The sequence below is a fragment of the Mycobacterium nebraskense genome, assembly GCF_002102255.1.
Lineage (GTDB): Bacteria > Actinomycetota > Actinomycetes > Mycobacteriales > Mycobacteriaceae > Mycobacterium > Mycobacterium nebraskense.
In genome coordinates, this window is sequence record NZ_LQPH01000158.1 from 79,360 (window position 1) to 101,255 (window position 21,896).

The following is a 21,896-nucleotide window of genomic DNA, read 5'->3' on the forward strand; positions in this document are numbered from 1 at the left end:
CCGTGAAGAGCACTGTCGAGCAGTTGAGCCCAACCCGGGTCCGCATCAACGTGGAGGTGCCGTTCGCCGAACTCGAGCCCGATTTCCAGCGCGCGTATAAGGAGCTGGCCAAGCAGGTCCGGCTCCCCGGCTTCCGGCCCGGCAAGGCGCCGGCAAAGTTGCTGGAGGCCCGGTTCGGCCGGGAGGCGCTGCTCGACCAGGTCGTCAACGAAGCGCTGCCCGCGCGGTACGGGCAGGCGGTCGTGGACTCGGAGGTGCAGCCCCTTGGTCAGCCCGAAATCGAGGTCACCAAGAAGGAGTATGGCCAGGAGCTGGCGTTCACCGCCGAGGTCGACGTCCGCCCCAAGATCGAGCTGCCGGACCTGGGTGCGCTCAAGGTTTCGGTGGACCCGATCGAGGTCAGCGACGACGACGTCGACGCCGAATTGGAGTCGCTGCGCGCCCGGTTCGGCACCCTGACCGGCGTCGACCGCCCCGTGGCCACCGGCGACTTCGTCTCGATCGACTTGTCGGCCACCATCAACGGCGAAGAGGTGCCGGGGGCCGCCGCGCAAGGGCTGTCCCACGAGGTCGGGTCGGGCCGGCTCATCGCGGGTCTCGACGATGCCCTGGTCGGTTTGTCTGTGGACGAGTCCCGGGAGTTCACCGCGAAGCTGGCGGCCGGCGAACACGCCGGGCAAGACGCGCAGGTGACCGTCACGGTCAAGTCGATCAAGCAGCGCGAGCTCCCCGAACCCGACGACGAGTTCGCGCAATTGGCCAGCGAGTTCGACACCATCGAGGAGCTGCGGTCCAACCTGCGTGAGCAGGTGGGTCAGCTCAAGCGCGCTCAGCAGGCCGACGAGATACGTAACGCCGCGCTGGACGCTCTCATCGAACAGCTCGACGTGCCGCTGCCGGAAGCGATCGTCCAGGCTCAATACGACAGCACCATTCACGGCGCGCTGCACGGCCTCGACCACGACGACGCCAAGCTCGAAGAGGCGCTCGCCGGGCAGGGTAAGACGCGCGAAGAATTCGAGACCGAGACGCGCACCGCCGCGGAGACCGACGTCAAGAGGCAGCTGGTGTTGGATGCGTTGGCCGACGAGCTGGAGGTCCAGGTCGGACAGGACGACCTTACCGAACGCCTGGTGGCGACGTCCCGGCAATACGGCATCGAGCCGCAGCAGCTATTGGGCTACCTGCAGGAGAACAACCAGCTGCCGGCCATGTTCGCGGACGTCCGGCGCGGGCTGGCCGTCGCCGAGGTGGTGCGGGCGGCCACGGTCACCGATACCGACGGGAACGCCATCGACACCAGTGAGTTCTTCGGCAAGCGTTCGGAGGCCGACGCAGCCGAGCTGGCCGGCGAGGCGGAGGAGGCCGACAATCCGACAGAGGGGGCCGACGACGTCCTGGAAACGGAAGCCTCCGACGACGAAGCGAAGTGACCGATCTTGAAGCTGTGAGCGAAAGCGCCCAATTGAGGGGGAGCGTGGCCGCCAAACAGTGGGCTCAGTTGGTTAGTGTCGGTGCATAGAAGAACTCGAGAAAGCAGGTAACCCAGTCGTGTCTGACATGCGTTCGAATTCGCAGGGTCTGAACCTCACGGACTCGGTCTATGAGCGCTTGCTCTCCGAGCGCATCATCTTCCTGGGTTCGGAGGTGAACGACGAAGTCGCCAATCGGCTGTGCGCGCAGATCCTGCTGCTCGCCGCCGAGGACGGCGACAAAGACATCTCCCTGTACATCAACTCGCCGGGCGGATCCATCAGCGCCGGCATGGCCATCTACGACACCATGGTGCTGGCCCCCTGCGATATCGCCACCTACGCGATGGGTATGGCCGCGTCGATGGGTGAGTTCCTGCTGGCGGCGGGGACCAAGGGCAAGCGCTACGCGTTGCCGCACGCCCGCATCCTGATGCACCAGCCGCTGGGCGGGGTGACCGGTAGCGCGGCCGACATTGCCATCCAGGCCGAGCAATTCCATGTCATCAAGAAGGAGATGTTCCGGCTCAACGCCGAATTCACCGGCCAGTCGATCGAACGCATCGAGGCGGATTCCGATCGCGACCGCTGGTTCACCGCCCCGGAGGCCCTGGAATACGGGTTCGTCGACCACATCATTACGCGCGCCGCCCACATCACCAACGGAGAAGCCCAGTGAGTACGCAGCACCCCCAGATCCAGCCGCAGGCGCGCTACATCCTGCCGTCGTTCATCGAGCACTCCAGCTTCGGCATCAAGGAGTCCAACCCCTACAACAAGCTGTTCGAGGAACGCATCATCTTCCTCGGCGTCCAGGTCGACGACGCTTCGGCGAACGACATCATGGCGCAGCTGCTGGTGTTGGAGTCGCTGGACCCCGACCGCGACATCACCATGTACATCAACTCGCCTGGCGGCGGATTCACCTCGCTGATGGCGATTTACGACACCATGCAGTACGTGCGCGCCGACATTCAGACGGTGTGCCTGGGCCAGGCCGCCTCCGCCGCGGCGGTGCTGCTGGCCGCGGGCACTCCCGGCAAGCGGATGGCGCTGCCCAACGCCCGGGTGCTGATCCACCAGCCGTCGCTTCAGGGCGTGATCCAGGGCCAGTTCTCCGATCTGGAGATCCAGGCCGCCGAGATCGAGCGGATGCGCACGCTGATGGAGACCACGCTGGCCCACCACACCGGCAGGGACGCCGCGACCGTCCGCAAGGACACCGACCGCGACAAGATCCTGACCGCGGCTGAGGCCAAGGAGTACGGGATCATCGACACCGTCCTGGAGTACCGGAAGCTCTCCGCGCAAACCGCCTAGCGTCAACGGCCCTCCGCCGACCGTGCGCTCAGCGCGAATCTTCGCCCTGGGCTCAAGGGGTGATTGCAACACTTCGTAGGTAGGGGTGTTGATGACGGGTGTGCCTCAGCTGTTGTCGGTGCAGCGTCGGTATTGGGAGTTGATCGCAGCAGGGGTGTCTTCGGAGGATGCCGGGGTTGCGGTCGGCGTGTCGCCGACGTGCGGTAGCACGTGGTTTCGCAGGTTTGGTGGTGTGAATCCGCGATGGTTAGCACCCCAGGGGCAGAAACGGCCGCGGTTGTCGGCTGATGAGCGTGAACAGATCATGATCGGCACCGCTCAAGGTGAGTCGATCCGCTCGATGGCAGCCCGGCTGGGCCGGGCCCCCTCGACGGTGATGCGCGAGATCGCCCACCACGGCGTCATGCGGGGGTATGTGGGCCGTTATCGCGGCCGGTATCGCTTCGGGGCCCGCCGGGCCGGCTGGGACGCCAAGTCGGGGTACTCGGCGCGGATTGCTCAGCTGCGCAGTGAGCAGCGGGCGCGCCGGCCTAAGACCGGCAAGCTGGGGCGCTGCCCGGCGCTGCGCGCCGAGGTGCAAGCGTGGTTGGTCAAGAAGTACAGCCCCGAGCAGATCGCTGGGGTGTTGGCCAGGACTTACCCCGATCGCCCGGAGATGCAGGTGTCCCACGAAACCATTTACAAAGCGCTCTATGTGCAAGGGCGTGGGGAACTGCGCCGTGAGCTGGCCAAGTGTTTGCGGACCGGGCGGGCGTTACGCCGGCCACATGGTCGGGCCCGTGGTGGCAACGGGCGTGGCCGGATTCCGGGCATGGTCAACATCAGTGAGCGGCCCGCTGAGGCCGCGGACCGCGCGGTGCCCGGGCACTGGGAATCTGATCCTGGGCAAAAACCAACATTCTCAGATCGGTACCCTCGTCGAGCGCTCCACCGGGTTCGTCCAACTCCTGCATCTGCCCGCCCGCCGCGATCCCGAGACGGTGGCCGAGGCGATGATCGCCGCCATCAAGACCCTGCCTGAATCGTTGCGCCGCTCACTGACCTGGGACCAAGGCAGCGAAATGTCACGTCACGCTCGCATCAGTATCGACGCCGGCATCGACATCTACTTCTGCGATCCGCACTCACCGTGGCAGCGCGGCAGCAACGAGAACACCAACGGCCTTCTACGCCAATACTTCCCGAAAGGCACCGACTTATCGGTGCACTCCGCGGACTACCTCGCCCAAGTCGCCGCCGAACTCAACGAACGCCCACGCAAACGATTCGGCTGGGACAGTCCCGCCCAAGTCCTCAACCGGCTACTGTCATCCCCGACAGAAACCACTGTTGCAACCAAACCTTGAAACCGCCCCTGATTTTTCGCGCTCAGTGCACGCTCGGCGAACCTCGGCGATATCGGCGGGCCCCACCCGGCAGCAGCCACCGACGATGCGCGCCCCGGCCGCCACCCACTGCTTGGCGAGGCGCGCGGAAAACGATCGCCGCCCCGCCCAACCCCGGCCGTCCCAGCGCTCGCCGCTGTTCGGGTAGACGATCACCGGCTTGCCGGTAGCCGAGGCGATCTCGATCGCCGGCAATACGTCCTCGGGCGCACAGCAATTGACGCCGATCGCGACGATCTCGCGCACCCCGGCGGCGACGGCGAACGCATCGGTCAGCGGTTGCCCGGCCCGGGTCCTGGTGCCGTCGACGGTGTAGCTGAGCCAGGCCGGCATGCCGACCGAACCGACCAGATCGACCAGCGCCTCAGCCTCGTCGGCGTCGGGCACGGTCTCGCACGCCAGCACGTCGGCGCCGGCGCCCGCCAGGATTTCCAGCCGGGGTCGGTGCCATCGCCTCAGGGCCGCGACGGATAGGCCGTAGCGGCCGCGGTATTCGGATCCGTCGGCCAGCGCCGCGCCGTACGGGCCGACCGAAGCGGCGACGACGAGCCCGCTGGTGTCCGCTTCATCACGCGCGGTCTTCGCGAGTTCGACGCTGCGGCGCAGCAGCCCGGCGGCTTCGTCTCGGTCGATCCCGCGCGATGCGAAGCCCTGGAACGATGCCTGATAGCTCGCCGTCGTCGCGATCATGGCGCAGGCGCGAAAGTAGGCGGCGTGCACGGCGACGATTTCGTCCGGGTCGTCCGCCAGTAGCCTCGCCGACCACAACGGGTCGGAAAGGTCATGACCGCGCGCTTCCAGTTCGGTGGCCAAACCGCCATCGCTGATCAGGACCGATCCGCTGATCAGAGCCAATCCCACCCGGCCACTGTAGGGTGATTTCTTGGGGATCTGCCCATGCTCCGCCTGGATCGGCATCTCCGGGCGGATCTGGGGGTCGGTCGGCGCTTGAGCCTCGGTCGGGTAACGACCGCGACACGCCAAAGACACGCAAAGCGCGTCTTTCGCGAATGACGGGCGCCGTCGGGCTATATGTTTCATCGGGACGGACAGCATGAATACCACCGACGCGATTCGGCCTTAATGGTCGCGTCGGGCCCGATCTAGCGGGTAGCGTCGGGGGATACATGCGGCACAGCAAGACGAACGGCGAAAAGGAAGTAGGCCCTCAGCACCATGGCGCGCATCGGAGACGGCGGTGACCTGCTGAAGTGCTCGTTCTGCGGGAAGAGCCAGAAGCAGGTCAAGAAGCTCATTGCTGGCCCCGGTGTATACATCTGCGATGAATGCATCGATCTCTGTAACGAGATCATCGAAGAGGAACTCGCCGACGCCGACGACGTCAAACTTGACGAACTCCCCAAGCCCGTTGAGATCCGGGAGTTCTTGGAGGGGTACGTCATCGGGCAAGACACCGCCAAGCGGACACTGGCCGTCGCGGTCTACAACCACTACAAGCGCATTCAGGCCGGGGAGAAGGGCCGTGACTCCCGGCACGAGCCGGTTGAGCTGACCAAGTCCAACATCCTGATGCTCGGGCCCACCGGCTGCGGCAAGACCTACCTGGCCCAGACGCTCGCCAAGATGCTCAACGTGCCGTTCGCCATCGCCGACGCCACCGCGCTGACCGAAGCCGGATACGTCGGTGAGGATGTCGAAAACATTCTCCTCAAACTCATTCAGGCCGCCGACTACGACGTCAAGCGTGCCGAAACCGGAATCATCTACATCGATGAGGTCGACAAGATCGCCCGCAAGAGCGAGAACCCGTCGATCACCCGTGACGTCTCCGGCGAGGGCGTTCAGCAGGCCCTGCTGAAAATCCTGGAGGGCACCCAGGCGTCGGTGCCCCCGCAGGGCGGCCGCAAGCACCCGCACCAAGAGTTCATACAGATCGACACCACCAACGTGCTGTTCATCGTGGCGGGGGCGTTCGCCGGCCTGGAGAAGATCATCTACGAGCGCGTCGGCAAGCGCGGCCTGGGCTTCGGCGCCGAGGTGCGCTCCAAGGCCGAGATCGACACCACCGACCACTTCGCCGACGTCATGCCGGAGGACCTGATCAAGTTCGGCCTGATCCCCGAGTTCATCGGCCGGCTGCCGGTGGTCGCCTCGGTGACCAACCTGGACCGGGAGTCGTTGGTCAAGATCTTGTCCGAGCCGAAGAACGCTTTGGTCAAGCAGTACACCCGGCTGTTCGAGATGGACAGCGTCGAACTCGAGTTCACCGAGGACGCGCTGGAGGCGATCGCCGATCAGGCCATCCACCGCGGCACGGGCGCCCGTGGTTTGCGCGCCATCATGGAAGAGGTCCTGCTGCCGGTGATGTATGACATCCCGAGCCGCGACGACGTCGCCAAGGTCGTGGTGACCAAGGAGACCGTGCAAGACAACGTGCTTCCGACGATCGTGCCGCGCAAGCCGTCGCGCACCGAGCGCCGCGACAAGAGCGCCTAGCACCTCCGCGGTCGAGCGGCCGCACACTTGGGTACCAACTGCGGATGCCCGCGTTCGCCTTTCCTGGGCGCGCTCGCCGGCGCAGGCTTTCATCGTCTACTGAACGCGATGCCGGAAGCGGCGCCGAGCGAACAGAGCGCCGCGCGCAAAAGTGACCAATACCACAGTTTTGAATGGTCCGCACCAGCGTCCCCTCGCTGACATCGGCTTTAGGTGTAAAACCGCTGCATGTAATGGTTTAGAGACGCACATTCTCGCCGAAAAGGAGTGCCATAATTGGTACTACCAGTGACACACAAGCTCGCGGGCGCGGGAGTCGCCTCAATGGCGCGTACCCTTAAAGCTCCAGCGAAGTGCCTATCCGGATAACCAATGGAAGGCGGATACGTGGATCCGAACGGCAGCGGAGCCGGGTCTGATTCTCATAACGGCTCGAATGGTTCGCCTTCTGGTGGCGGTTCCCACCGCCAGCGCCTGGAACAAGTCGTCATTCGTTTCGCCGGGGACTCCGGCGACGGAATGCAGCTGACCGGCGACCGATTCACGTCGGAGGCAGCGCTTTTCGGTAACGACCTGGCGACCCAGCCGAACTATCCCGCCGAGATCCGGGCTCCCGCAGGCACCCTGCCCGGGGTCTCGTCCTTCCAGATCCAAATCGCCGACTACGACATCCTGACTGCCGGTGACCGCCCCGACGTGCTCGTCGCGATGAACCCGGCGGCGCTCAAGGCCAACCTCGGTGATCTGCCGCGCGGCGGCATGGTGATTGCGAACTCCGACGAGTTCACCAAGCGCAACCTGACCAAGGTGGGCTACGTAACGAACCCGCTGGAGACCGACGAACTCGAGGAGTACGTCGTGCACTCCGTCGCGATGACGACGCTGACGCTGGGCGCCGTCGAGGCGATCGGCGCGTCGAAGAAGGACGGCCAGCGCGCCAAAAACATGTTCGCGCTGGGCCTGCTGTCGTGGATGTACGGCCGCCCGATCGAGACCAGCGAGAAGTTCATCCGGGAGAAGTTCGCCCGCAAGCCCGATATCGCGGAGGCCAACGTCTTGGCCCTCAAGGCGGGCTGGAACTACGGCGAGACGACTGAGGCGTTCGGCACCACCTACGAGGTGTCGCGGGCGACGTTGCCATCCGGCGAATACCGGCAGATCTCCGGCAACACCGCGATGGCCTACGGCATCGTCGCGGCGGGTCAGCTGGCCGACATTTCGGTGGTGCTCGGCAGTTACCCGATCACGCCGGCATCGGACATCCTGCACGAGCTGTCCAAGCACAAGAACTTCAACGTGATCACCTTCCAGGCCGAGGACGAGATCGGCGGCATCTGTGCCGCAATCGGCGCCTCGTACGGCGGTGCCCTCGGAGTCACGAGCACGTCGGGTCCGGGGATTTCGTTGAAGTCCGAAGCGTTGGGCCTCGCGGTGATGACCGAATTGCCGTTGTTGGTCATCGACGTTCAGCGCGGCGGGCCCTCGACCGGCCTGCCGACGAAGACCGAGCAGGCCGACCTGCTGCAGGCGCTGTACGGCCGCAACGGGGAGTCGCCGCTTGCGGTGCTGGCGCCACGCTCACCGTCCGACTGTTTCGAAACCGCGCTCGAGGCGGTGCGCATCGCGGTGTCATATCACACCCCGGTGATCGTCTTGTCCGACGGCGCGATCGCCAATGGTTCTGAGCCGTGGCGCATTCCGGATGTCGGCACGCTGGCGCCGATCAAGCACACCTTCGCCAAACCGGATGAGCCCTTCCAGCCCTACAACCGCGACCCCGAGACCCTCGCTCGCCAATTCGCCGTTCCGGGCACCCCGGGCCTGGAGCACCGCATCGGTGGCCTGGAAGCGGCCAACGGTTCGGGCGCCATCTCCTACGAGCCGGTCAACCACGACCTGATGGTTCGGTTGCGCCAGGCCAAGATTGACGGCATCTCGGTTCCCGACCTTCAGGTCGACGACCCGACCGGCGACGCCGAGCTCCTGCTCATCGGCTGGGGCAGCTCGTACGGCCCGATCGGTGAAGCCTGCCGGCGCGCGCGGCGCAAGGGCGTCAAGGTCGCGCATGCCCACCTTCGTCACCTGAACCCGTTCCCGGCGAACCTGGGTGACGTGTTGCGGCGTTACCCGATGGTGGTCTGCCCGGAGATGAACCTCGGCCAGCTGGCCCTGTTACTGCGCGGCAAGTACCTGGTCGACGTGCAATCCGTCACCAAGGTCCAAGGTGTCGCGTTCCTTGCCGACGAGATCGGGCGCCTCATCCGCGCAGCGATAGGCGGCACGCTGGCCGAAATCGAGCAAGACAAGACGATGGTCGCCAGAATGGCGGCAGCAACGGTTGGAGCGGGAGCTAGCGAATGACCGACCTGATGGGAAATCTGGCGGGCACCGACCTCGGGCTGACTCCGAGGTTGAAGAAGAACGACGGTGTGCCCACTGCGGATCAGCCGCAGAAGGGCAAGGACTTCACCAGTGACCAAGAGGTCCGTTGGTGTCCCGGGTGTGGTGACTACGTCATCCTCAACACCATCCGCAACTTCCTGCCCGAGCTCGGGCTGCGCCGCGAGAACATCGTGTTCATCAGCGGCATCGGTTGCTCGAGCCGGTTCCCGTATTACTTGGAGACCTACGGGTTTCACTCGATCCACGGCCGCGCGCCGGCGATCGCGACCGGTCTGGCGCTAGCCCGCGAGGACCTTTCGGTGTGGGTGGTCACGGGCGACGGCGACGCGTTGTCGATCGGTGGCAACCACTTGATCCACGCGCTGCGCCGCAACGTCAACATCACGATCCTGTTGTTCAACAACCGGATTTACGGGCTGACGAAGGGCCAGTACTCGCCGACGTCGGAGGTCGGCAAGGTCACCAAGTCGACGCCGATGGGATCGCTGGATCACCCGTTCAACCCGGCGTCGTTGGCGCTGGGCGCCGAGGCCACGTTCGTCGGCCGGGCCCTCGACTCCGACCGCAACGGACTATCCGAGGTATTGCGTGCCGCCGCGGAGCACCGCGGTGCCGCGGTGGTCGAAATCCTGCAGGACTGCCCGATTTTCAACGACGGCTCATTCGACGTGCTGCGCAAGGAGGGCGCCGAGGAGCGGGTGATCAACGTCCGCCACGGTGAGCCAATCGTCTTCGGCGCCGACGGCGAGTACTGCGTGGTGCGATCCGGCTTCGGCCTCGACGTGGCCAAGACCGCAGACGTGTCCGTGGACGAGATCGTGGTGCACGACGCGCACACCGACGACTCGGCCTACGCCTTTGCCCTGTCCCGGCTCTCCGATCAGAATCTCGAGCACACCGTGCTGGGCATCTTCCGCGACGTCAACCGGCCCACCTACGACGACGCGGCGCGCTCCCAGGTGCAGGCCGCGCGGGCTTCGAAGCCGTTTGACGACGCCGCCCTGCAGTCGCTGCTGCGCGGGCGCGACACCTGGACCGTCGACTGACGTGGGCGAAACAGGTTCACTGGCCGGCGTAGTGCTCGCCGGCGGCGCATCGCAACGAATGGGCCGCGACAAGGCCAGCCTCCCGGTTCCTGCATCCGCCGGGTCGGAAGCAACCACGATGGTCGAGCACGTGGTCGGCATCCTCCGACAGCGCTGCGACCCGGTCCTTGTCATGGCCGCCCAGGGCCAGCCGCTGCCCGAGCTGCAAGCCCGGGTCATGCGCGACGAACTGCGCGGGCTGGGGCCGTTGCCCGCGACGGGGCGGGCGTTGCGTGCGGCCGCCGATGCCGGTGCCCGGCTCGCCTTCGTCTGCGCCGTCGACATGCCTTTCCTGGCAGTCGAACTCATCGACGATCTCGCCCGCAAGGCGCTGGAGACCGGCGCGGAAGTAGTGCTGCCGTGGGACGGCCAGGACCACTACCTTGCCGCGGTGTACCGGACCGACCTGGCCGACCGTGTCGACACGTTGGTAGCCGCCGGCGAGCGCAAGATGCGCGCCTTGGTGGACGCATCGGATGCCCAGCGCATCGTGACGTCGGATTTGCGGTCGCTGACCAACGTCAACACCGACGCGGACCTCCGCGCTCTCGCGCAGTCCCCCAGCTGACCCAATCCGGTCGCGGTTGAATCGCGTCGGATACATTCTGAGTAAATCATCCGGGCGCCGCGATTATGCGCGAGAATCCGCAATTCTATTAGACATAAGACGAGTTCTTCTTTTCGCTTGCGGTAATGGCTGGGCGCTCTGCGGGCGGTGGAGTATCCGAGTTGGGCCGCGGCCGTGATCTGTTGGGGCACCGGGAATTTCGGATCGAATGAGCGCTGCTCCGCCGGAGGTGTGACATCGTCGCGCTTCGGCGCCATCCGGAATCAGATTTTTCTGAGCAAATTGATTTGGCTGGATCGGACGGCGGCTCGGGAGCCGTTCGGCGGTGGCGTTGCGCCCGCACCCGCGGCGTGTCGTCACACGGCTGGTCTCTCCAAAGTCATTGTACGGAAGTATATTTCGGTATGTCGGGCCTCTATGCGCAGGCAACACGCCCGGCATCGTGTGCACTATTTGAACGATGCAAGTTAGCCAGCAGGACAACGCAATTCGCTCGCGTGGTCGGGCGTGTCATGTGACGGACCACCGTAACTTGTTGTAGGCTACGCCGCTTCGCGGCGGCGGACCCGAGTCCGTTGGTGCTGCGAAGGCCTAAACGTGCAGGCGCAAATACGTGGGCCAGTTCACAAAATGGGCGTGATTCGGCTCACGATTTGAAAGTCTTTGCGATTGTTGGGTACTTGTCGGAATTGCGTCGCTGACCTGCCAAAATGGTGACGGTATTGCGCTGTGATCACCCCGTTACCGAACGGAGATGTCCGTTTCCCGAAGATGACGAATGCGGCTGGGTCTCGTACGGTCCGTGTTAGCCCGCAACGGGTTACGGAAGAGTAACTGAAAATAGAATCCACGGACCCGCGTGTGAGCGGGGCTGCGGACGGCGAAACCCCGTCCGCGGCCGGCGGGGTAGCAGCCCGCCGGGCGACTCGAGCCCACCGCTGTCGTGCCGGAACAACTCGGCACGTTCCAAAGCAGGTTTTCCGCAACAACAAACACCGTCAGCCCACACCCGTGGGCTTGCTTTGGCGCGCGCGCACCGCGAAAGGAAAGATATTGAAGAACGTCCGTAAGACGCTCGTTCTTGCCGCGATCACGGGCACCCTCGTGAGCATCCCGTCGGCCACCGCCAGTGCGGAGCCGATGAGTTTTGACCCCAACATGGCGCCCGCCGGGGCACCGGACGCGCCTCCGCCGCCCCCGGCGCCGGACGCCCTGGCGCCCCCGGCTCCGGACGCTCCTCCTCCGCCCCCGGCGCCCGACGCCCCGCCGCCGGCACCCGCGGGCTTTGACCCCAACGTGCCGCCGCCTCCGGGCCCGGACGCCCCGCCGCCTCCGCCGGTCCGGGCGTACAGCGTGAACTGGGACGCCATCGCGCAGTGCGAGTCGGGCGGCAACTGGTCGATCAGCACCGGTAACGGGTTCTCCGGCGGCCTGCAGTTCACCCCGAGCACCTGGCGTGCCAACGGCGGGTCGGGTTCCCCGTCCGGCGCGAGCCGCGAGGAGCAGATCCGGGTGGCCGAGAACGTGCTGCACTCGCAGGGCATCGGCGCTTGGCCGGTCTGCGGGCGTCGCGGCTGACGACCCACTACGCAGTAATAAGTAATGCCGGGCCATGGCCCGGCATTACTTATTAGCGGGTCGGGTAGCGTCGGGCCCGTGACCGCAACGCCGCGCGAATTCGACATCGTGTTGTACGGGGCGACCGGCTTCGTCGGGAAGTTGACCGCCGAATACCTGGCCCGTTCCGGGCCTGGCACGCGGGTGGCGCTGGCCGGCAGGTCAACCGAACGGCTGCGGGCCGTCCGCGACACACTGGGCGAGTCCGCGCAGTCCTGGCCGCTTGTCGCCGCCGACGCCTCGTCGCCGTCGACGCTGAATGAGATGGCGACCCGCACCCAGGTGGTCATCACCACGGTCGGCCCCTATACCCGCTATGGGCTGCCACTGGTGGCCGCGTGCGCGGCGGCGGGCACCGACTACGCCGACCTGACCGGCGAGGCGATGTTCGTCCGCGAGAGCATCGACCTGTACCACAAGCAGGCCGCTGACACCGGCGCCCGCATCGTGCACGCCTGTGGATTCGATTCCGTCCCTTCAGACCTCAGTGTCTATGCGCTGTACCGGGCCGCACGGGACGACGGCGCCGGAGAGCTCGCAGACACCGACCTCGTCGTGCGGTCCTTCTCGGGCGGAGTATCCGGCGGAACCGTCGCGTCGATGTTGGAAGTGCTGGACAGGGCTTCCCGCGATCCCGACGCCCGCCGTCAGCTCGCCGACCCGTACACGTTGAGCACCGACCGCAGCGCCGAGCCGGAAATCGGCCCGCAGCCCGACCTGCCGTGGCGCCGTGGTCGTCAGATCGCGCCGGAACTGAGCGGGCTGTGGACGTCGGGATTCGTGATGGCGCCCTACAACACCCGTATCGTGCGGCGCAGCAACGCATTACTGGACTGGGCGTACGGCCGACAATTCCGCTACACCGAAAGCATGAGCCTGGGGTCGTCGCCGCTGGCACCGCTGGCATCCGCTGCGGTGGGTGGGGTAGCCAACGCCACCTTCGGATTGGGCAGCCGCTATTTCCGGCTGCTGCCCCGCCGGCTGGTGGAGCGCATCGTCCCCAAGCCCGGGACGGGCCCCAGCGAGGCGGCGCGCGAGCGCGGCTACTACCGGATCGAGACCTACACCACCACAACCACCGGCGCGCGCTACGCCGCGCGCATGGAGCAGCGCGGAGACCCCGGCTACAAGGCGACCTCGGTGCTGTTGGGGGAGTGCGGCCTTGCGCTCGCATTCGACCGCGACAAGCTGCCGAATTTGCACGGCGTGCTCACCCCCGCGGCCGCGATGGGTGACGCCCTGCTGGCCAGGTTCCCCGCCGCCGGTGTGACATTGCAGGTCGACCGGCTCACAAAGTGACCCGACTCACCTGCGATTTGGGCACTTACATCGAGGTAAACGGCGCTCCCTAGAATTGACGGGTGACCGCCAGCCGCAGCCCCGCCACCGACCTGCCCAAGTCGTGGGATCCCGCTGCCGCCGAAAGCGCGATCTACCAGAAGTGGCTCGACGCGGGCTACTTCGAGGCGGACCCGACGAGCGCCAAACCCGGGTACTCGATCGTGCTGCCGCCGCCGAACGTGACCGGCAGCCTGCACATGGGCCATGCGCTGGAACACACCATGATGGACGCCCTGACCCGTCGCAAACGGATGCAGGGTTATGAGGTGCTGTGGCAGCCGGGTATGGACCATGCGGGCATCGCCACCCAGAGCGTGGTGGAAAAGCAGCTCGCAATCGACGGCAAGACCAAGGAGGACTTCGGCCGGGAGCTGTTCGTCGAAAAGGTGTGGGACTGGAAGCGTGAGTCCGGCGGTGCCATCGGCGGCCAGATGCGCCGGCTCGGTGACGGAGTGGCGTGGAGCCGCGACCGGTTCACCATGGACGAGGGTCTGTCGCGAGCGGTGCGCACCGTCTTCAAGCGGCTCTACGACGCGGGGCTGATCTATCAGGCCGAGCGGCTGGTCAACTGGTCCCCGGTGCTCGAGACGGCGATCTCCGACCTCGAGGTCAACTACATTGACGTCGAAGGCGAACTGGTGTCGTTCCGCTACGGCTCGCTCGACGACGCGCAACCGCACATCGTGGTCGCCACCACGCGGGTCGAGACGATGCTCGGTGACACCGCCATCGCGGTCCACCCCGAGGACGAGCGCTACCGCCACCTGGTCGGCACCACCCTGCCGCACCCCTTCGCCGACCGGCAGCTCCCAATCGTCGCCGACGAACACGTGGATCCCGAATTCGGCACGGGCGCGGTCAAAGTCACGCCCGCCCACGATCCGAACGACTTCGATATCGGCCTACGGCACCAACTGCCAATGATCTCAATCATGGACACCAAGGGCAGAATCGCCGACACCGGAACACAATTCGACGGTATGGACCGCTTCGAGGCCCGGGTCGCGGTGCGTGAGGCGTTGGCAGCCCAGCATCGTGTCGTCGAGGAGAAGCGCCCCTACCTGCACAGCGTCGGGCATTCCGAACGCAGCGGGGAGCCGATCGAGCCGCGGCTGTCGCTGCAATGGTGGGTCCGGGTGGAATCGCTGGCCAAGGCCGCCGGTGATGCGGTTCGCAACGGCGACACCGTCATTCATCCCGCCAGCCTGGAGCCGCGCTGGTTCGCCTGGGTCGACGACATGCACGACTGGTGTATCTCCCGGCAGCTGTGGTGGGGCCATCGCATCCCGATCTGGTACGGGCCGGGCGGCGAGCAGGTGTGCGTCGGGCCGGACGAAACGCCGCCGGAGGGCTGGGAGCAGGACCCCGACGTCCTGGACACCTGGTTCTCCTCGGCCCTGTGGCCGTTCTCCACGATGGGCTGGCCGGACAAAACGCCGGAACTGGAAAAGTTCTATCCGACAAGCGTTTTGGTCACCGGCTATGACATCCTGTTCTTCTGGGTGGCCCGCATGATGATGTTCGGCACCTTCGTCGGAGGTGACGAGGCCATCACCCTGGACGGCCGCCGCGGGCCGCAGGTGCCGTTCACCGATGTGTTCCTGCATGGGCTGATCCGCGACGAATTCGGTCGCAAGATGAGTAAGTCCAAGGGCAATGTCATCGACCCGCTGGACTGGGTGGACATGTTCGGCGCGGACGCGCTGCGGTTCACGCTGGCCCGCGGTGCCAGCCCCGGCGGTGACCTGTCCGTCGGGGAGGACGCCGTGCGGGCGTCACGCAATTTCTGTACCAAGCTGTTTAACGCCACCCGCTACGCGCTGCTCAACGGCGCACACGTCGCACTGCTGCCCGCACAAGACGAGCTGACCGATGCCGACCGTTGGATCTTGGGACGGCTGGAAGAGGTTCGCGCCGAAGTTGATTCGGCCCTCGACGGTTACGAGTTCAGCCGCGCCTGCGAAGCGCTCTACCACTTCGCATGGGACGAATTCTGCGACTGGTACGTCGAATTGGCCAAGACGCAGCTGGCCGAAGGGAACGCACACACCACCGCCGTGCTCGCCGCCGTGCTGGACACGCTGCTGCGGTTGCTGCACCCCGTCATCCCGTTCCTCACCGAGGCGTTGTGGCAGGCGCTGACCAGCCAGGAGTCGCTGGTGATCGCCGACTGGCCCCAATCGTCGGGTATAGACCTGGATCCCGTTGCCGCACAACGGATCAGCGATATGCAAAGGCTGGTCACCGAAGTCCGCCGGTTCCGCAGCGATCAGGGCCTGGCCGATCGGCAGAAAGTGCCGGCCCGGCTGGGCGGGTTGGACAGCGCCGATCTGAGCGCCCAGGTGGCCTCGGTGACGTCGCTGGCCTGGCTCACCGCGCCGGGCGACGATTTCGAGCCGTCGGTGTCGTTGGAGGTGCGACTCGGCCCCACCATGGACAGCACGGTCGTCGTCGAACTCGACACTTCGGGCACCATCGATGTCGCCGCCGAACGCCGCCGCCTGGAGAAGGACCTCGCCGCGGCGCAAAAGGAACTGGCGTCGACCACCGCCAAATTGGCCAACGAGGACTTCCTGGCCAAGGCCCCGCAGAACGTCGTCGGCAAGATCCGGGACCGTCAGCGCGTGGCCCAGGACGAGACTGACCGGATCAACGCGCGCCTGGCCGACCTGCGATGAGTGTTCGATGACCGAGCCGTCCGACTGGCCCGAGCGCGGTGAGGCCACCAGCCTGGCTCCCACCCCGGACGAGATCGCCGCCCTGCTGCAGGTCGAACATCTGCTGGACCAGCGCTGGCCGGAGACGAAGATCGAGCCGAGCCTGACCCGGATCAGCGCCCTGATGGACTTGCTGGGCTCGCCACAGCTGGCCTATCCCTCGATCCACATCGCCGGCACCAACGGCAAGACCTCGGTCGCCCGCATGGTCGACGCGCTGGTCACCGCACTGCACGGGCGCACCGGGCGAACCACCAGCCCGCACCTGCAATCGGCGGTTGAGCGCATCGCGATCGACGGACGGCCGATCACCCCGGCGCAGTACGTGGCGACGTACCGGGAGATCGAGCCCTTCGTGCACATGATCGACGCGCAATCACAGGCAGCCGGGGGCCCGGCAATGAGCAAGTTCGAGGTGCTGACCGCCATGGCGTTCGCGGCGTTCGCCGACGCCCCCGTCGACGTTGCGATCATCGAGGTCGGCATGGGCGGGCGGTGGGACGCCACCAACGTCATCAACGCGCCGGTGGCCGTCGTCACCCCGGTCGGCATCGACCACGTCGAATACCTCGGTGACGACATCGCCGGCATCGCCGGCGAAAAGGCCGGCATCATCACCCACGCTCCCGAAGGCGCCCCTGACACCGTCGCCGTCATCGCGCGCCAGGTGCCGGAAGCGATGGAAGTGCTGCTGGCCCAGACCGTGCGCGCCGACGCCGCGGTGGCCCGCGAGGATTCGGAGTTCGCGGTCTTGGGGCGTCAGGTCGCCATCGGCGGACAGGTGCTGCAGCTGCAGGGCCTCGGCGGCGTGTATTCCGACATCTATCTGCCGCTGCACGGCGAGCACCAGGCGCACAACGCGGCGGTGGCCCTCGCGGCGGTGGAAGCCTTCTTCGGCGCGGGCGCGCAGCGGCAACTCGACGTCGAGGCGGTGCGGGCCGGATTCGCCGCCGTCACCAGTCCCGGTCGGCTGGAACGCATGCGCAGCGCGCCCACGGTGTTCATCGACGCCGCGCACAATCCTGCGGGTGCGGCCGCGCTGGCGCAGACCCTGAGCGACGAATTCGACTTCCGGTATCTGGTCGGTGTGCTCGGCGTGCTGGCCGGCAAGGACGTGAACGGCATCCTCGCCGCACTCGAGCCGGTGTTGGACGCCGTCGTGGTGACCCATAACGGGTCGCCGCGGGCACTGGACGTCGAGTCGCTGGCGCTGGCCGCGGGGGAGCGGTTCGGACCGGATCGGGTGATTTCCGCCGAGAACCTGCGCGACGCCATCGACGCCGCGACCGCCCTGGTCGACGACGCGGCGTTGGACGGGGACGCCGACGCCTTCTCGGGTACCGGGATCGTCGTCACGGGCTCGGTCGTCACTGCCGGGGCGGCACGGACCCTGTTCGGTCGTGATCCGGAATGACCGACCAAAACCCGGCCCCGCCGGCCGACCCGTGGCGGAGCTTCGGCGCGGTGATGGCCGCGACGCTGCTTCTGGAAGCGATCGTGGTGTTGCTGGCGATCCCGGTGGTGAGCGCGGTCGGTGGCGGACTGACGCCCGTGTCGCTGGGCTATCTCATCGGCTTGGCCGCGCTGCTCATCCTGCTGGGCGGGGTGCAACGCAAGCCCTGGGCGATCTGGGCGAACCTCGGTGTCCAACTGATCGTGCTCGCCGGCTTCGTGGTGTACCCGGGCGTGGGATTCATCGGGGTGCTGTTCACCGGGCTGTGGGCTTTGATCGCGTACTTCCGCGCCGAGGTACGGCGCCGCCAGCGGTAGAGCAACCGTCCCCGAGGCCCCAGCCCCAATCGCCGCTGTACGCTGTCCGCCGTGACCGAACGGACCCTGGTACTGATCAAGCCGGACGGCGTCGAGCGGCAGCTGGTAGGGGAGATCATCGGCCGCATCGAGCGGAAGGGCCTGACCATTGCTGCGCTGGAGCTCCGGCGCGTCAGCGAGGACCTGGCCGCCGAGCATTACGCCGAGCACGAAGGCAAGCCGTTCTTCGGATCGCTGTTGGAGTTCATCACCTCGGGGCCCGTGGTGGCCGCGATCGTCGAGGGACCGCGGGCGATCGCCGCGTTTCGGCAGCTCGCGGGCGGTACCGATCCGGTGGACAAGGCCACACCGGGCACGATCCGGGGCGATTTCGGGCTGGAGACGCAGTTCAACCTGGTGCACGGGTCCGATTCGACCGAGTCCGCGAAGCGCGAAATCGCGCTCTGGTTTCCCGAGGCGTAGCGCCCCAGCTAACAAGGCCGCGCCGCGCCGCTGACAGCGCGTTCGCTCAGGGGCGGGTTGGCTCGCCGAGTGATGTGGGATACTGATGAAGGGTGAACGTCGCCGGACCGGTGTCGGACACCCGAATGAAGACTTAGACAAGCGCGATCATCGCCACCCCGCGTTGGTGCGCGGCATGTCAGGCCGTCATTCAGCACGGCGCCGAGTGCGTTCTCCGCGAACCTCTCGGGGCGAGACCATCACAAGCCCGGGGGAAGTTATCCGGGCCCATAGCGAAGCCCTCGCGTGGCCGCGTCGCAAGGACGCGCCCGGGGGCTTGAGGAGAATACGTGGTAGACGGTGCACCATCCACAGAGTCATTCGAAGAGCCGACCCGGCACGACGAACTGCCGGACCGTCTGAGAGTTCATTCGCTGGCCCGAACTCTGGGAACCACCAGTAAGCGGGTGTTGGACGCGCTGAGCGCACTCGACGGGCGGATACGCAGCGCGCATTCCACCGTGGACCGCGATGACGCGGTCCGGGTTCGCGATCTGCTGGCCGCCCAGCCCGACGAGGGCGCCGAGAATGCGGACGGCGGTGCGGCCGCCGTGGTCGCCGGCGATGTAAGCGTCGAAGCCGCGGCCGAGGAACCCGAATCCCGGCTGATGCTGGCGGCCCCGGAGAACGCCGCCGAGCGGCCGCATTACATGCCGCTGTTCGTCGCGCCGCAGCCGATAAAGGACGAAGACGACGGAAACGCCGACGAGGGCACCGACTCCGACGAGCCCGACGATTCCGACACCGACGACGAAGACGACGAGCAGGACGATCGGCCGGCCAGCCGGCGGCGACGTCGAGGCCGTCGCGGTCGCGGCCGCGGCCGCGGCGAGCAGGGCGGGGCCGATAATTTAAACGACGCCGGTGACGACGACGAGCCGCAACAGCGGCGCCAGAAGGCGAGTCAGGGCGACTCCTCCGACGCCGAGGACGGCGACGACGAAGAGGGCTCTGACTATTCGGACTCCGATGACACCGGTGACGACGGTTCGGCGGAGGGCGCCACCCGCCGGCGCCGCAGGCGCCGGCGCCGCAAGTCGGGCTCGGGTGACGACGGTGACGAATCCTCATCGCCCGACGACCCGCCCAACACGGTGGTGCACGAGCGGCCGCCGCGAAACGGCAAGAACGGCGGCGATGGCGGCAACGGCTCGTCCAACGCCGAGATCAAGGGCATCGACGGCTCCACTCGGCTGGAGGCCAAACGGCAACGGCGCCGAGACGGCCGCGACGCCGGACGGCGCCGCCCACCGGTACTGACCGAGGCGGAGTTCCTGGCGCGCCGCGAGGCCGTCGAACGGGTCATGGTCGTGCGGGACAGGGTCCGCATCGAGCCGCCGCATCAGGGGGCCCGGTATACCCAGATCGCGGTGCTCGAAGACGGCATCGTCGTCGAGCACTTCGTGACGTCGGCCGCTTCCGCCTCGTTGGTGGGCAACATCTACCTCGGGATCGTGCAGAACGTCCTGCCCTCGATGGAGGCGGCGTTCGTCGACATCGGCCGCGGCCGCAACGGCGTGCTCTACGCCGGCGAGGTCAACTGGGAAGCCGCGGGGCTGGGCGGGTCCGACCGCAAGATCGAACAGGCGCTCAAACCGGGCGACTATGTCGTGGTCCAGGTCAGCAAGGACCCCGTCGGGCACAAGGGCGCCCGGCTGACCACCCAGGTGTCGCTGGCCGGTCGATACCTGGTCTACGTGCCCGGTGCGTCGTCGACCGGGATCAGCCGCAAGTTGCCCGACACCGAACGGCAGCGGCTCAAGGAAATCCTGCGCGAGGTGGTGCCGACCGACGCCGGGGTGATCATCCGCACCGCGTCCGAGGGCGTCAAAGAGGACGACATCCGCAACGACGTCACTCGCCTGCAGGAGCGCTGGAAGCAAATCGAGGCCAAGGCGACCGAGATCACGGAGAAGGCCGCCGGCGCGGCGGTCGCGCTCTACGAAGAGCCGGACGTGCTGGTCAAGGTCATCCGTGACCTGTTCAACGAGGACTTCGCCGGCCTCATCGTCTCCGGCGACGAAGCGTGGACGACTATCACCGAATACGTGAATTCCGTTGCGCCCGATCTGGTTTCGAAACTGAACAAGTACGAGCCGCCCAGCGGCCCGGACGGTCAGGGGGGGCCCGATGTCTTCGCGGTGCATCGCATCGACGAACAACTCGCCAAGGCGATGGAGCGCAAGGTGTGGCTGCCGTCGGGCGGCACCCTGGTGATCGACCGGACCGAGGCCATGACGGTGGTCGACGTCAACACCGGAAAGTTCACCGGGTCCGGCGGCAACCTCGAGCAGACCGTCACCAAGAACAACCTCGAGGCGGCCGAGGAGATCGTGCGCCAGCTGCGGCTGCGCGACATCGGCGGCATCGTGGTCATCGACTTCATCGACATGGTCCTCGAGTCCAACCGCGACCTGGTGTTGCGGCGGCTGACCGAGGCGCTGGCCCGTGACCGCACCCGCCATCAGGTGTCCGAGGTGACGTCGCTGGGCTTGGTTCAGCTGACCCGCAAGCGATTGGGTACCGGGCTGATCGAGGCTTTCTCGACCTCGTGCTCCCACTGCGGCGGCCGGGGGATCGTGCTGCACACCGACCCGGTGGATTCGGCCCCCTCGAACGGGCGCAAGTCCGAGTCCGGTGGTCGCCGCGGCAGGCGCTCCAAGAAGAACCGCGCCGAGGAGCCGGTGGTGGCCAAGGTGCCCACGCACGCTCCCGGTGAGCACCCGATGTTCAAGGCGATGGCCGCCGGCGGGCCGGGGCAGACCGGCCGTGACGACGAAGAATCCGACGAGTCCGCCGAGGAACCGACCGACGAGCTCGACGAGCAGAAGCAGCGGGATATGGCCGACGCGGAGGACACCGATCAGGAGGACTTCGAGGAGTCTGACGAAGACACCGACGACTCTGACGACGACACCGACGAAGATCTCGACGAGGACGACGACGAGGACCTCGACGACGAGGAAGACCTGGGCGATGACGACGACGACCTGGAGATGGACGACGACGACCTGGACGTCGAGGATGATTCCGACGCCGATGACTCCGACTCCGATGACTCCGACTCCGACGAAGGTCCCGGAGGGTCCGTCAACGCCGGATCGGGGTTCGAACGCCCGCGGCGGCGCCGCGCGGCGGGCAGGCCGGCCGGCCCGCCGATCCACGCCGATTGACCTGGCCCGGTTTGACCCTGTAGCCGCTGGTCAAGTACCCTAGGACAGTTGTCGCCAGGCCGTTCGGACTTTGGCCGGCGACAGCGG

The 21,896-nt window shown here is 66.7% G+C and carries 15 protein-coding genes and 1 pseudogene; 15 read left to right on the plus strand and 1 reads right to left on the minus strand.

Going from position 1 to position 21,896, the window contains the following annotated elements:
• Window positions 1-2 precede the first annotated feature (2 nt).
• From tig to AWC17_RS24045, 4 genes and pseudogenes are all read left to right on the plus strand, one after another.
• On the plus strand, window positions 3-1,433 hold the full coding sequence (gene tig / locus AWC17_RS24030; protein WP_046184062.1) for a trigger factor: 1,431 nt from the start codon (window positions 3-5) through the stop codon (window positions 1,431-1,433).
• Window positions 1,434-1,560: 127 nt separating this feature from the next.
• Window positions 1,561-2,151 (plus strand): ATP-dependent CLP protease proteolytic subunit ClpP1, encoded by a 591-nt coding sequence (gene clpP1, locus AWC17_RS24035; protein ID WP_046184061.1) that lies wholly within the window; start codon window positions 1,561-1,563, stop codon window positions 2,149-2,151.
• Window positions 2,148-2,792: an ATP-dependent Clp protease proteolytic subunit gene (locus tag AWC17_RS24040; protein ID WP_046184060.1), complete on the plus strand. Its 645-nt coding sequence runs from the start codon at window positions 2,148-2,150 to the stop codon at window positions 2,790-2,792. Before clpP1 ends, AWC17_RS24040 begins: the two co-directional genes overlap by 4 nt.
• A 91-nt stretch (window positions 2,793-2,883) precedes the next feature.
• Window positions 2,884-4,138: pseudogene (locus tag AWC17_RS24045) on the plus strand (IS30 family transposase).
• Here AWC17_RS24045 and mmuM read toward each other — a convergent pair.
• On the minus strand, window positions 4,100-5,032 hold the full coding sequence (gene mmuM / locus AWC17_RS24050; protein ID WP_167385632.1) for a homocysteine S-methyltransferase: 933 nt from the start codon (window positions 5,030-5,032) through the stop codon (window positions 4,100-4,102). The pseudogene AWC17_RS24045 and the gene mmuM overlap by 39 nt on opposite strands.
• 321 nt (window positions 5,033-5,353) lie before the next feature.
• Between mmuM and clpX the strand changes: the two genes are divergently transcribed.
• The 11 genes from clpX (at window position 5,354) to rne (ending at window position 21,809) form a co-directional block, all read left to right on the plus strand.
• Complete coding sequence (clpX, locus tag AWC17_RS24055; protein WP_046184059.1) at window positions 5,354-6,634, plus strand: ATP-dependent Clp protease ATP-binding subunit ClpX; 1,281 nt, start codon at window positions 5,354-5,356, stop codon at window positions 6,632-6,634.
• Between the two features lie 387 nt (window positions 6,635-7,021).
• On the plus strand, window positions 7,022-8,995 hold the full coding sequence (locus tag AWC17_RS24060; protein WP_141224751.1) for a 2-oxoacid:acceptor oxidoreductase subunit alpha: 1,974 nt from the start codon (window positions 7,022-7,024) through the stop codon (window positions 8,993-8,995).
• Complete coding sequence (locus AWC17_RS24065; RefSeq protein ID WP_046184057.1) at window positions 8,992-10,083, plus strand: 2-oxoacid:ferredoxin oxidoreductase subunit beta; 1,092 nt, start codon at window positions 8,992-8,994, stop codon at window positions 10,081-10,083. The genes AWC17_RS24060 and AWC17_RS24065 overlap by 4 nt, the downstream gene beginning before the upstream one ends.
• A 1-nt stretch (window position 10,084) precedes the next feature.
• Entirely contained in the window at window positions 10,085-10,690 is a 606-nt protein-coding gene (gene mobA / locus AWC17_RS24070) for a molybdenum cofactor guanylyltransferase (protein WP_046184056.1), read from the plus strand.
• A 1,053-nt stretch (window positions 10,691-11,743) separates the two neighbouring features.
• Window positions 11,744-12,268 (plus strand): transglycosylase family protein, encoded by a 525-nt coding sequence (locus tag AWC17_RS32835; RefSeq protein WP_085165172.1) that lies wholly within the window; start codon window positions 11,744-11,746, stop codon window positions 12,266-12,268.
• Window positions 12,269-12,346: 78 nt separating this feature from the next.
• Window positions 12,347-13,606: a saccharopine dehydrogenase family protein gene (locus AWC17_RS24080; protein ID WP_046185972.1), complete on the plus strand. Its 1,260-nt coding sequence runs from the start codon at window positions 12,347-12,349 to the stop codon at window positions 13,604-13,606.
• Between the two features lie 62 nt (window positions 13,607-13,668).
• Window positions 13,669-16,326, plus strand: coding sequence for a valine--tRNA ligase (locus tag AWC17_RS24085; RefSeq protein ID WP_046185971.1), 2,658 nt, complete (start codon window positions 13,669-13,671; stop codon window positions 16,324-16,326).
• Between the two features lie 7 nt (window positions 16,327-16,333).
• Window positions 16,334-17,779 carry a bifunctional tetrahydrofolate synthase/dihydrofolate synthase gene (folC, locus tag AWC17_RS24090; protein WP_046185970.1) on the plus strand — a complete coding sequence of 482 codons (1,446 nt, stop codon included), beginning with the start codon at window positions 16,334-16,336 and terminating at the stop codon, window positions 17,777-17,779.
• On the plus strand, window positions 17,776-18,135 hold the full coding sequence (locus AWC17_RS24095) for a DUF4233 domain-containing protein (protein WP_046185969.1): 360 nt from the start codon (window positions 17,776-17,778) through the stop codon (window positions 18,133-18,135). The genes folC and AWC17_RS24095 overlap by 4 nt, the downstream gene beginning before the upstream one ends.
• A gap of 51 nt (window positions 18,136-18,186) precedes the next feature.
• Window positions 18,187-18,597, plus strand: a complete 411-nt coding sequence (gene ndk, locus AWC17_RS24100; protein WP_046185968.1) for a nucleoside-diphosphate kinase — start codon at window positions 18,187-18,189, stop codon at window positions 18,595-18,597.
• 329 nt (window positions 18,598-18,926) lie between these two features.
• Window positions 18,927-21,809: a ribonuclease E gene (gene rne, locus AWC17_RS24105; protein ID WP_085165170.1), complete on the plus strand. Its 2,883-nt coding sequence runs from the start codon at window positions 18,927-18,929 to the stop codon at window positions 21,807-21,809.
• The last annotated feature ends 87 nt before the right edge of the window (window positions 21,810-21,896 follow it).